Here is a 13,028-nt window from a genome sequence, read left to right as displayed (position 1 = left end):
TTACCAATCCCCTTAAGTGTCGGTGGACAACCGAGGCTTAAGGGGATTTTTAGAATTGTAGAAAGAAAAATTTTTCTAAACAAAAAAAATTACAGTTAATGGTTAATATAAAAAACGTCGTAAATAGACGTTTTTATAATGAAAATTTGATTTGTTTTTTATAGGAATAGGTTTTTATTACCTTGGGTGTAATTGTTTAGAAATTGTTTAGCTTCAATTAGTACTATATAAACGTTAATAAACTTATTTTGAGTGATGTGTAATCCTACTGATCTATTTCGACTAAAGAGTCCTGTGTAAGTTTGAATGTTGAAGGGGGTTTTTACAAAAGATGACGAGAATTGAACCATTGCTTTATGGAATGCGTTCCTCAATTAAAAAAAGAAAAAACAATGAAAATACAGATTAAATAAAGGAGTAATTTTAATGACGAGCGAAACGAAATCACTAAGTACAGCTTTATTGAAAAAAATCCAAACAAAAAAAGCAACAATTGGAGTGATTGGACTTGGCTATGTAGGTTTACCGTTTGCCGTGGAAATGGCTCAAAATGGATTTAAGGTAGTTGGCTTTGATAAGAATCAAGGAAAAATTAGACAATTGCAAAATGGTGAAAGTTATATTGCTGATTTACCGAGAGAAAATATAGAGCAAATGATCGAAAGTAAACATTTTGAAGCAACTAAAGATTTTTCTATGCTTTCACAAGCAGACGTTGTGATTATTTGTGTACCTACACCTACTACTCCTGATGGAACACCTAATATTTCATATATCGAAGAAGCAACGCATGCCATCGGTCAAAATATTAACGCCAATGTGCTAGTTATTCTTGAAAGTACGACTTACCCTGGGACAACAGAAGAAATGGTCCAGCCTATTTTACAAAAATATGGTTTTACTATTGGTCATGATTTGTTTTTAGCGTATTCACCAGAACGTGTTGATCCAGGAAATAGCAACTTTTCCGTGTCGAATACACCAAAAGTTATTGGGGGAATAACAGCCACATGCCTAGAATTATCAAAGATTTTTTATGAAACAGTTCTTCATACCCATGTGTGTACTGTGACAAGCCCTAGAGTGGCTGAAATGGAGAAATTACTGGAAAATACTTTTCGCCAAATTAACATAGCCCTTGTAAACGAGTTAAGTCAGATTTGCTATAAGATGAACATTGATATTTGGGAAGTTATTGATGCAGCTTCTACAAAGCCTTATGGTTTTATGCCATTTACACCAGGGCCAGGAGTGGGGGGGCATTGTATTCCAGTAGATCCTAAATATCTACTATGGGCTGGGCAACAACATGGTATCTCTGCAACGTTAATTGAAGCAGCTGATAAAATCAATGACTCAATGCCCAACTTTGTAGTAGAGAGATTAAGTAATTACTTACGTATTCAAAATAAAGAGCTGTATAGAGCCAATATTGTTGTCATTGGTGTCACTTATAAACCTAATATAAACGATTCACGTGAATCACCAGCACTTCATGTTATTCAGCAACTACTAGATAAACAATGCCAATTAACGATCATTGATCCTTATATACAAACATTTTCTATCGAACAATCCCATTTCAATACGGTTGCATTAACCGCACCAATAATCCAACAAGCAGATGCAGTATTAATTTTAACGAATCATTCAACTATTGATTACTCTTTAATTGATCAACAAGCTTCTTTAATTTTTGATACACGTAATACCCATTTTTTGTTCGAAAATAAAAATTATTACAAACTATAAGGGGGAATTCATAGGAAATGAAACGACTAAAACTATGTGGTCTGCTCATCATGCTGTTCTTAGCAGGCTGTCAGTCAGCGACACAAGAAACGATTCATCCAGTTGATTCTTCTATAGAGGTCAAAAAATCTGATGGTACTAAAAGTGAATTAATTAGTCATGCCAATATTGTGGTACCAAAAGTATCGTTAACATTTAATGGCTTAGCAGATAACGACACAATGAAGTCATTATTAACGAAACTAGATGAATCGAATATGAAGGCTACCTTTTTTCTAGAGGGAATGCGTGTTGCTCAAGAGCCAGAGCTTGTGAAAGATATCTTAAAAAGGGGACATGAGGTGCAAAACGGTACATTGACATTTCCAGATGTAACATCTTTGGATTATGACCAAACGTATGAAGAAATCATGTTAACCAATCAAATTTTTGAAGAGCATTTAGGCTATACACCGAAATTTGTTCGTAGTCGTTCAGGCGATGTTACCGATAATATGCGCTTAGCAGCAAAGGCGCTTGATATGAAAGCTGTTATTGGATTATCTATTAACCCACTTGATAGAAAAATGCAAAGTGCTCAGGAGCTGATTAATTATATCAGTAAATATATTGATAGGGGCTCTATTATTCATCTCAACACATACATTAATCCTGCCATTATTGATGCTATACCATTATTAGCTCAATTAGCTAAAGAACGCGAGTATACCATTACTACCTTAAGTGATCTATTAGATGAACGTTATTTAACAAAGTCCGTGGAAGAAATTTCAGGATATGATGCTGTCAGTCCAAATGTAAATTATGAGCAAGCCAAGCCGAATTTATATTATCGAAAAGAGACAACAAAAAAGGAAATAGCTATTACTTTTGATGATTGGGCACATGAAAAACGAGTAAAAGAAGTGTTGGATGTTTTACGTAAATATAATATCAAAAGTACCTTTTTCCTAATAGGAAGTGGTGTGGAGAAGAATCCACAATTAGCGAAGATGATTGTAGAGGAAGGTCATGAGGTAGCGAGCCACTCCTATTACCATTTAGATGTTACAAAAATGACACCCGAAGAATTACAAGATGATTTAGTGAAGGCACATCAGGCATTAACCTATGCTTTACAAGAGCCCCCTCTTCTATATTTCCGACCAGCCCAAGGAATAATGGATGAGCGAACGGCCAAGATCATTACTGCTGCGGGAATTAAAACGATTGCTATGTATGATATCGCTTCTTTTGATTGGAATTTAGATTACTCAGCACAAGACATTTACGAACGGGTGATTTCTAGGGTTGGGCCCGGCAAGGTCATTGTCATGCATATCCTAGATGGAACAAATACGGTAGAAGCACTTCCACTCATTATTGAAAAACTTCTAGAAGATGGTTATAGCTTTAGCAAAATGTCTACTTGGATTGAAGAAGATTCAAATAGGGATGTGAATGAACAATGAAAACAAAAAAAGAGATCTTAACGATACCACGCTCTGACCGTCGGATTCTTTCAAATATTCCCGATCCCGAAAATGTAAGGAGCCTTGTGAATCGTCGTGGCGCCTCCTATCAGAAAGAGGAAATTGATCCGACAGATGTGAATGAAATCTATCGACTTCAACAATTAAGTTTACGCTACGAAACTCATTTTGAGGTTCATATTAAAAGGGCAAAACGCCAAGTGAACGCAGAAAAACTTTTTGCAGAGGATATTTCGGTAACGGGTATCCTCGTTTACTCTAATCAACCTCATGAATTTTTAATAAATGAAATTTTAACAATGAATTTTAACATACCGGGTGGTGCAATGCCTGAGGGCTATGAAGCCAAAGTGAAGTTAAAGGCTAAGGTTGTCCGTTATTTTACGAAAGAAGTGGATGGAGAACTACGTTATTATGCTGCCTGTGAATTTTTACAGCCTTTAAACGAATATATGACAAAAAAACGTTGGGGCATTTCTATTTTTATGGCTAGTTTATTTTTATTGGTCGTATCGATTATTGTCATGTTAATGAGAGCAGAAAGCGTGATTTACTTTAGGTTTAATAAATTTTTATATCTTTATAGTATTATTGCAGCAACATTTCTATTAAGTAGATATTTATTTGGTATTTTCTATAAAAATGTACCGATCAATCCAAAATTTGAACCAGGTGTCTCCATTATTATTCCAGTCTTTAATGAGGAAGAGTGGATTCATCGCACGATTTCTAGTTGTATCAATCAATATTACCCAGTAGATAAATTAGAAGTAATCGTTGTAGATGATTGTTCAACAGATCGTACAGAGGAAAAGGCATACGACATGATTAACCTTATTCATCAAGAGGGTGAACGATTTAAGACGAATGATCGATTAAAGTTTTATAAGCTTCCGCAAAACGGTGGGAAACGGGAAGCGTTAGTTGCGGGTGTTCATCAAGCGAAGCATGATTTAGTTGTTTTTGTGGATTCCGATAGTTTTTTAGAGCCACATGCAATCCGTAATTTAGTGCAACCTTTTCAAGATCCCAAAATGGGCGGTGTGGCTGGCCGAACAGAGGTTGAAAATAAATTTACTAATGCGCTAACTAAATTACAGACGGTTCGTTATTATATTGCCTTCCGTATCATGAAAGCAGCTGAAGCATGGTTTGATACGGTTACTTGCTTATCAGGACCACTAGCCTGTTACCGGAAAGAGCTAATTTTAAAAAATGAAACAGCATGGCTTAATCAAAAATTTCTTGGTCAGCCAGCAACTTTTGGTGATGACCGTAGTATGACAAACTATATTTTAAAAACACATCGAACAGGCTATCAGGACAATGCCATTTGTTCAACAATTGTTCCATCTGACACAAAAGTTTTTCTATCCCAGCAAATGAGATGGAAACGTTCTTGGCTTCGAGAATCTTTGCGTGCATTTTTATTTATGTGGAAAAAAGAACCGTTTATGTTCCTTTTCTTCATTATTGGTTTAATTGTGCCGATTGCAGCACCAATTGTCGTTGTTTATAACTTAATTTATGTACCAGTCATGTATGGTATTTTTCCTACAACGTTTTTAATAGGTTTACTATTAATGGCCATGCTTATGAGTTTGGCTCATCTATTCTTTAGAAAAAGTAAACTATGGGGATTTGGTTTTATCTTTGTCCTCTATTATGAATTTATTTTGCTATGGCAGATGCCAGTTGCTTGGGTGACTTTTTGGAAATCTACATGGGGGACAAGGGAAACACCTCAGGATGTTCTAGCGAAGGAAAAGAAAATGGAAAAGCAAAAATTACGAAAATCCCGATTTTCGATGTTGAAAATTAGAAAAAAGGGTGAGAAGGAATGAACGGAAAAAGTGTAGAGCTTCAGCCAGCTAAAAAAAATCGTCGGAAAATCATCCGTTCGATCGCTCAATTAATTATAGTAGTATTGTTAGCTGTCATTTTAATTAAAGCTGTTTTTCTAACAGAGAAAAGGGGAGCTGAAACAGTTCCATTAAATAATAAAGAGGGTTTTATTGCCCTTTCTTATTTTGGTGTCAGTAGAAATGAATCACCTAAATATGTGTCTAAAAAGAATTTAGAAGAACAATTAACTTTGTTAGAAAAACAAGGGTATCAAACCATTACTCAAAAGGATATTTTAGACTTCTATCAGCATGATAAACCATTGCCAGAAAAAGCTTTGTATCTATCATTTGAAGATGGACGTACAGATTCTAGTATTTTTGCTCAAAATATTATGGAAAAATTAAATTATAAGGCAACGATGTTTACGTATGCCAATAAAATGGATACAACCGATAATAAATTTTTAAAGCCCAAAGATTTAAAACTGATGGAAAAAAGCGGTTATTGGGAAATGGGCTCCAATGGATATAGGTTAACCTATATTAATATTTTTAATGATAAAGGACAGTCCTTAGGCGTCATAGATGAAAATAACGTACCTAATAAAACAACAATAGAATACTATAATCATTATTTAATGGATTTTATTCGCAATCAATATATGATACCAAGTGAAACTCGACAAGAGATGGAGGCTCGTATTAAGAAGGACTACAATTTAATGCAGGATATCTATCATGAAGAGTTGGGGGAAGTCCCTAAAGCCTACGCAATTATGCATGCAAACTCACTTTATAACAATATGGATCCTCTCGTAGAAAGTGTGAATAACAAAGAAATTAAAGACAAGTTTCGTATGCATTTTAATCTAGAATTAGGAGCCTACAATGATAAAGAGGCAGATATTTATAATTTAAGCAGATTACAAGTATCACCATATTGGTCAACTAATCATGTGATGATGAAGATCAGACAGGCCAGTAGGCAAAACATACAATTTAAGATAGGAGATCAGGAAGTAGCACAACACTGGAAAGTGATAAATGGTGCGGCAGAATATGAAAATAATGAGATTACATTAACTTCAGCTCCATCAAGTGAAGGCAGAATTCTTTTAAAGGAGGAACTGCCAGATCAATATAATGTGAATTTTGCGTTTAAAGGGAATGTGGTTGGCCAACAAGCTTTCTATGTAAATTACGATGAAAAAACAAATAGTTATTTACGAATTGTACTAGTCGATAATGAGATTGTAATAAGTGAAAAATTACCAGGCTGGGGAATTGTTGAAAAAGAACGCTTTCCATTAAATGAAATTAAGTGGAATGAAGAAGAATACGCATTTAATAAAGCAACAGTTTACACTTACCATGATACGCAAAAAGGGTCACGTATAGATGAAGAAGAGTACCCAAGAAACTTAACGGAAAATAGAGTATTTAACATTGCTATAAATAAGGATAAAATAGAAATAGATGTAGATAATGTATTATCCGAGACCGTTCAAATAAATCCGAAATTACAGGGGGCACAGATTGGATTTGGTGCGTTGTACAGTAATAAGAACACTTCACACGAACAGTATGCAGATGATATTTACGATACATTAATTGAAGATATTTTGATTACAGATAAAAACAATCAAACTATTTTTACGAACCAATATACGAATTTCGAGAAGGTTAAGTATAAATCCACTGAGTTATTTAATCATGTCGTTGATTTCTTTATCGAGACCTTCTAAATCGGGGTGAAATTAGAGTCAAGTGAAGAACATTATGTTATTTATTTGTATTGCGCTACTATTTATTACAGCTTGTAGTAATAGTAAAGAACAGCCAGCTAAAGCAAAGGAAGAATTTAACGATAAGGAGAAGCTCCGATTATCTATTTGGTTACCAGAATGGCAAAATAAATCCGCCATGAAAGATGTAGAAAATTCTCAACTTGGATTACAAGATATACGTGTTTTTGGCGCATATTTTAATAGCAATGATGAACTATTGTTAACAGAAAATGCCGTAGATATGTTGCAAAAGACCAAGCAGCAATTTAATGATTCCCATCATGTGATCCTAACACTCATCAATGATTATATAACAGAGAATGCTCCATCTGTTCAAAAGGATAGCACGCTTTTGCATAGATTATTGCAGGATTCCTCAGCAAGGCAAAAGCATATTGGAAATATTTTGCGGGTTGTGGAACAATATCAAGTAAATGGCATTGAGATTGATTATGAAAAGGTGGCTAAAGATGACCTTCAAAACTATATCCTATTTTTAGAAGAGCTTTACCAAGAGCTTTCCAAAAAGGATGTTACATTGCATGTTGTACTCGAACCACGCTTTCCATTTGATGTGAAATTGCCAGATGGACCTCACTATACAGTAATGGCCTATAATGTTCATGGTTACCACAGTGGGCCAGGTGCTAAAGCTACTTTTTCTTTTCTAGATGATTTAGTAAAAAAAATGAAGAAGTCTAATCAAGATTTAGCTATCGCCTTTGCCACTGGAGGTTTTGATTGGGTAGCTCAGGGCAAAATAGTCGCATTAACAGAGCTTGAGGCCGAACAATTACTAGCCGATAGAAAAGCAGCTAAGCAGCGTGATCAAGCAAGTGGAGCCGTTTATTTTTCTTATGTAGATGACAATAATGTCAGCCATGAAGTTTGGTATGCTGATCAAGAAACGCTAGAAAAATGGGTTACTTACGTTCAAAAGAAAAGCTATCATGACGTTGTATTATGGCGTGCAGGAGGCTTAGGAGAGAAAACAATAGAATGGATTGCTGAGCAATCAACAGAATAATAAAAAAATCGCCCAAAAGGCGATTTTTTTATTGGAATTGTGAAAGGCGAGAAAAAAAGTTTTTCACAAAGTCTAAGAAAATGATTTCTGATGGTGCAATTTCTCGATTTACGGGTGAAATAATACCAACAGTTCTAGGGATTGTAGGAGATTCAATAGGGACCTTGATGGTAAAGCGAGCTGTTGAATCATAAAGAGAACTTTCTGGTAATAGACTAACACCTATGCCTGCGGCGACTAAGCCCTTTAGTGCATCCAAATCTTCCCCCTCTGAAATGACATTTGGTAAAAAGCCTGCGGCTCGACAAGCATCCATCGCTACCTTATGCAAAATGTAACCATCTGGAAATAATACAAATAGATCATTTTTCAACTCTGCAAGCTGTATGCTTTCTCTTTTAGCTAATGGATGATTGGCTGGTAGGAGTGCAGCAATATTTTCAGTAAACAGAATGGTTGATTGAATGGATTCGTCCTTAGGGGGCAGGGGTCCCAAAAAGGCGAGGTTCAACTCCCGATTTTTGACTGCATCAATCAAAAATCGATAAGACCCTTGACGGAGCTGGAATTGTAAATCAGGATATTCGCGTTTAAAGGCTGAAATAACGGTTGGCAGAACATAGCTAGCTAAACTTGTTGGAAAGCCGATTTTAATTGAGCCCTTTGCAGGATCAAGATATTCTTCTACTTGCTTTGCTGCAAAATCGATGGCCTTTAATGCCGTAATGGTATGCTCAAGAAATGTCTTCCCTATTGGTGTTAATTTGACATTTCGTCCCACTCGTTCAAATAACGGAGTGCCTAACTCATCCTCAAGATTTGCGATTTGCCGACTAATGGCAGATTGGGCTACATGAAGATGCTCAGCAGCCTCTGATATATGCTCACGTTCAGCAACCTCTACAAAATAGCGTAATTGACGTAACTCCACTAACACTTCACCTCTATTAATCTAAAAATAAGATTGATTATACCTTAATTATATATTATTTAAGATGAAAATGACTGTTTATGTCAAAATAAAAATTATAAGCTGTTAGATATTTGAGAGTTCGCTATTGTAAGATGAGGAGGAGGTGGGATTCATGATAAAAAAAAGTTTAAGTTGGTTATTTATTTTAGTAGCCATCACGATGCTAACTTATTTAATTTTTAACGATCAAGATACAAGCAATACTAAGTTACAGGCGGTGGATGGTCAATTAGATTTATCAGAAATAACAAAAGAGGAAGAGATTGTAGCATTGTCTGGAGAATGGCGTTTTATAGGCAATAATTTTCTTGAACCTGCTAATTTTCCTGATCATGCTCCAATTGAAAAGGTTCCTGGACCATGGCAGGCCGATGCAGAGTATGGTACTTATCAACTTAAAATTAAGCTACCACCTCATTTCAAAAAAATAGGTATTCGGGTACGAAATATTTGGTCATCTCATCGACTTTTTATAAATAATGAGATCGCTGCCTCCTATGGTAAACTTGCTACTGCTCGTGAAGCATCGAAACCAAGTAATCCTGTTTATGAAGTGTATTTTTCACCTTCTTCAGATTCGGTGATCCTAACAATACAAGTTGCAGATTTTCATAATGCAAGGCATGGCATTATATTTCCTATAGATATAGGAGATGCGGATGCTCTTGCAAAAGATGTCATTCAAGATGTGTACTTAGAAAAAACAACGATTATCATGTTATTAATATTTTCAATCTTTCATTTTAGTTTGTATTTATTAAGAATAAGAGACAAAGCGTTTTTTTATAGTGCAATGTATTTTTTTACGTTGGCAATTTTGGTATGTACAAGAGGCGAACGAACTCTTTATAGAGAGTTTCCTACTATAGAATTTGAATTTTATTTTCGTTTGCAAGATTTTATAACGTATATAAATGCAGTGATGCTATTCCTGTTCTTTGCCTATACGGTAACAGCTATGATGAAGCGTAGGACAGCTTTATTATTTGTGTCACCACTACTATTATATGGCGTTGGAACACTGCTTTTACCAGCAAGATCTTTATCAGAGCTACAATATATATTTTTTACCTATATAAATTTCCTAGCATTTTTTATAATAGGACGATTATTGTATTTGATCATGAAGAAAAGTGCTCATGTTCCGAAAAATGAACTGATAATATTAAGTGCAACAATTATATCTCTATTAATTTTTAGCATAAGTGGAACATTTGATCAGCTTTTTTTCTCTGGGCGAAATGTTTTTAATCGTATTGGTCTGCTATTCTTTGTAGTATGTATGAATATTTATTTGGCAATGCGACTAATTAATCGAACAAGAGACGCTGAATTATATAGTCAACGTCTGGAAAAGGCGACAATCGGTAAGGATTCCTTTTTAGAAGTGACAACAAATGAATTAGAACAACCTCTTTATCATGCATTAAATATTTCAAAATCCTTATCAACTCAATCTATGACGGATAAGCAACAACTACTAGAACAACAATTAGAACGTTTATTATATCTAGTAAATGACTTAAAAGATTTCACTAGAATAAGGTTTCAGGATTTTAAAATAGATGTACACCCAGTTAATATTCAAATGATTATTCAGCATGTATTAATTATGCACGAAAAGAAAATAAAAAAAACGCATATTCGTTTATACAAGCACACCAATCCAAAATTATTAGTTCAAGCTGATGAGCAACGTCTAGGTCAAATCTTATACAGGGTACTTGAAACAGCTATTGCTCATGCTGGGAATGGGGATATGATTCTAACTGTTTTACATCTTGATACAGACGTAAGAATCTTGGTAGAAGGAGCTGGCCCTGAGCCTATACAGCAAAAAGCAGCAGATGAGACTGGACAGTCGATAGGGAAAGCCATCATTGAGCAGATGGGTGGTACATATTCGGTAGATTTATTACAAAATGGCATTCGATTTATCATCACCTTGCCATTCGGGGGCTATGAGCAAGTGCTAAAAGACAATGAGATGATTATCATTATGAATGATCAGCCACTGTTCAATGAAAATTTGCCAAGATTACTCATAGTTGAGGATGATGTCATTCATGCAGAGGTTTTACAATCGTTACTACAAAGCCACTACGCTATAGAGGTAGTGCATTGCCCTGAGGAGGCACTCAACGTTATTCAGCAAAAAAGACCTGATTTTTTATTGATAGATGAAGTGATGCCTGGAATGGGAGGCATTGCCCTAACCAAATATATACGTCAGTATTATAGCTATATAGATTTACCGATTATTATGTTAGTAGCCAATGAATATCCTACGAATATTTCACTTATCCTGGAATCAGGGGCCAATGATTATATCCGTAAGCCAGCTACAAAAGAAATGTTACTTTCACGTTTATCGGCTATAGCATTAACGAAAGAGGCTATGGGCAAAGCGATACAGCATGAAATGGCTTTTCTACAGGCACAAATCAATCCTCATTTTTTATACAATGCGCTCAGCAGTATTATTTCGTTTTGTTATACAGACGGAGAGCGAGCAGGGCATTTATTAACGATGCTTTCTACCTATTTACGTTATATTTTAGAATCAGGTAAGGATGGGCAACGCGCAACGTTAGAGAAAGAGCTTGAAATTATACGTGCCTATGTAGAGATTGAACAAGCACGCTTTGGTGATAAGTTAACGGTTATTTTGACAATAGAAGATACATTAGATGCTGAAAAGATAGAAATCCCAAGTTTACTGATACAGCCTTTAGTTGAAAATGCAATTCGTCATGGGATTTTTGAAAAGGATGGAAATGGGACAGTCTTTATTGAAATTAAAAGGCAGCAAAATAATTTAAGCATTCAGGTGAGGGATGATGGCGTTGGTATGACTGAGGAACAGGTAAAAGCTTTAAACAATGGAGAAAATATATTTTCAAATGGCATCGGATTTACCAATGTTCTACGTCGAGTAAAAGAAATGCCGAGTGCTACTCTTTCTATTACTTCTAAGAAAGATGAAGGTACAACAATGGTATTCATACAACCTTTAAAGGAGCTTCAACATGTGGAAAATTATTATGGTAGAGGATGAACAGCCAATTTTAGATTTGCACAAACTATTACTTGAAAAAGAGGGGCTTTTTCAAGTTATTGCCACCTTTACATCACCTTTAGAAGCAATAACTCAAATTTTGTCCATTAAGGGTGAATATGATGCGCTAATTTTAGATATTGAAATGCCAAAGATGAATGGATTAGAGCTTGCAGCTATTTTAGTAGAAGAAGGCATTGATGTCCCTATTATTTTTTCAACAGCCTATGCAAAATATGCTGTAGATGCATTTCGAGTCCAAGCACTAGATTATGTATTAAAGCCCATGACACCAAGTATTGTACTACAAGTAAATGAAAGACTTACAAAATATTATGGGCGTCAAACACAGCGAAACACTACAAAGTTGGAAGTTAGTTTAAAAGGTGAGGTTGGAACAAGGATACATGACAAAGCTATTAAATGGCGAACAAAGGTTACGGAGGAGCTTTTTTATTATTTATTAGTCCATGAAGGAATCGTAGTATCGAAGTATCGTATTTTAGATGATATTTGGCCTAATATAGATGAGAAAAAAGCGTTAGCTAATCTTTATAATACGATTTACCGTCTACGTCAGCTTTTTATAGAGCTAGGTTTACCTATTCAAATAGAACGCGTGAATGAAGGCTATGAGCTGAAGACAAATGATGCAATTGTTATCACTACTACCTCAGAGTCAGATACTTTTTTACTGGAATCAAAAGGATATTTATGGGCATATCATCTAAATTAATGGAGAAATGGCAGAAATGTTGGATACAATCTACGTTTCTGTCTTTTCATTTGCCTAAAATTACTTTCTTTTGAGGAGACAATCCATTAATTTTTATAGCAAAATTTCTTTCTTCCAATATGAACTTAAATTGATTCCATTTTAATGAAATAGGTTATAGTATAGATATGTTGTTTATGCTAATTTGTCACAAAACCGCTACAATTAGCACTTTTCTCGAGGTTTTCACTATGTAGCTAGATGAAATCAATTCTCAATTAGGGAGATTTTATTGAAAATGAAGAAAGTCTATTCTCATTGTTTAGGTGAAGTAGTAATAATCTGAAAATGCTTACAAAGTCTTTATTTTTAAAGATTTTATTTAAGGAATGGGAAA

At 35.0% G+C, this 13,028-nt stretch carries 8 protein-coding genes; 7 read left to right on the top strand and 1 reads right to left on the bottom strand.

Features of this window, described 5'->3' with window-relative positions; translation table 11 throughout:
- The first annotated feature begins 426 nt into the window (after positions 1 to 426).
- The 5 genes from B3D98_RS00670 to B3D98_RS00650 are packed head-to-tail and all read left to right on the top strand — an operon-like array spanning position 427 to position 7,885.
- Positions 427 to 1,752, top strand: coding sequence for a nucleotide sugar dehydrogenase (locus B3D98_RS00670; protein ID WP_288579740.1), 1,326 nt, complete (start codon positions 427 to 429; stop codon positions 1,750 to 1,752).
- 17 nt (positions 1,753 to 1,769) lie between these two features.
- Positions 1,770 to 3,203, top strand: coding sequence for a polysaccharide deacetylase family protein (locus tag B3D98_RS00665; RefSeq protein WP_288579739.1), 1,434 nt, complete (start codon positions 1,770 to 1,772; stop codon positions 3,201 to 3,203).
- Positions 3,200 to 5,068, top strand: a complete 1,869-nt coding sequence (locus B3D98_RS00660) for a glycosyltransferase family 2 protein (protein WP_279495930.1) — start codon at positions 3,200 to 3,202, stop codon at positions 5,066 to 5,068. The genes B3D98_RS00665 and B3D98_RS00660 overlap by 4 nt, the downstream gene beginning before the upstream one ends.
- Positions 5,065 to 6,816 carry a polysaccharide deacetylase family protein gene (locus tag B3D98_RS00655; protein WP_288579738.1) on the top strand — a complete coding sequence of 584 codons (1,752 nt, stop codon included), beginning with the start codon at positions 5,065 to 5,067 and terminating at the stop codon, positions 6,814 to 6,816. Before B3D98_RS00660 ends, B3D98_RS00655 begins: the two co-directional genes overlap by 4 nt.
- 22 nt (positions 6,817 to 6,838) lie before the next feature.
- Positions 6,839 to 7,885 carry a glycosyl hydrolase family 18 protein gene (locus B3D98_RS00650; protein ID WP_288579737.1) on the top strand — a complete coding sequence of 349 codons (1,047 nt, stop codon included), beginning with the start codon at positions 6,839 to 6,841 and terminating at the stop codon, positions 7,883 to 7,885.
- A gap of 28 nt (positions 7,886 to 7,913) precedes the next feature.
- On the opposite strand, the gene B3D98_RS00645 is transcribed toward B3D98_RS00650, so the two are convergent.
- Positions 7,914 to 8,816: a LysR family transcriptional regulator gene (locus B3D98_RS00645; protein WP_288579736.1), complete on the bottom strand. Its 903-nt coding sequence runs from the start codon at positions 8,814 to 8,816 to the stop codon at positions 7,914 to 7,916.
- 154 nt (positions 8,817 to 8,970) lie between these two features.
- On the opposite strand from B3D98_RS00645, the gene B3D98_RS00640 reads away from it, so the two are divergent.
- Together B3D98_RS00640 and B3D98_RS00635 are read left to right on the top strand one after the other, a co-directional pair.
- Positions 8,971 to 11,916 carry a histidine kinase gene (locus tag B3D98_RS00640; RefSeq protein ID WP_288579735.1) on the top strand — a complete coding sequence of 982 codons (2,946 nt, stop codon included), beginning with the start codon at positions 8,971 to 8,973 and terminating at the stop codon, positions 11,914 to 11,916.
- Positions 11,888 to 12,652 carry a response regulator gene (locus B3D98_RS00635; protein WP_054549450.1) on the top strand — a complete coding sequence of 255 codons (765 nt, stop codon included), beginning with the start codon at positions 11,888 to 11,890 and terminating at the stop codon, positions 12,650 to 12,652. The genes B3D98_RS00640 and B3D98_RS00635 overlap by 29 nt, the downstream gene beginning before the upstream one ends.
- Positions 12,653 to 13,028 lie beyond the last annotated feature (376 nt).

This window comes from Lysinibacillus sp. UBA5994, assembly GCF_002429725.1.
Taxonomy (GTDB): Bacteria; Bacillota; Bacilli; order Bacillales_A; family Planococcaceae; genus Lysinibacillus; species Lysinibacillus capsici.
This window is presented reverse-complemented; position numbering and strand designations above follow the sequence as displayed.

Coding starts and splice junctions, on each gene's coding strand:
- B3D98_RS00670 (WP_288579740.1), top strand. CDS start 427: ATGACGAGCGAAACGAAATCACTAAGTACAGCTTTATTGAAAAAAATC.
- B3D98_RS00665 (WP_288579739.1), top strand. CDS start 1,770: ATGAAACGACTAAAACTATGTGGTCTGCTCATCATGCTGTTCTTAGCA.
- B3D98_RS00660 (WP_279495930.1), top strand. CDS start 3,200: ATGAAAACAAAAAAAGAGATCTTAACGATACCACGCTCTGACCGTCGG.
- B3D98_RS00655 (WP_288579738.1), top strand. CDS start 5,065: ATGAACGGAAAAAGTGTAGAGCTTCAGCCAGCTAAAAAAAATCGTCGG.
- B3D98_RS00640 (WP_288579735.1), top strand. CDS start 8,971: ATGATAAAAAAAAGTTTAAGTTGGTTATTTATTTTAGTAGCCATCACG.
- B3D98_RS00635 (WP_054549450.1), top strand. CDS start 11,888: ATGTGGAAAATTATTATGGTAGAGGATGAACAGCCAATTTTAGATTTG.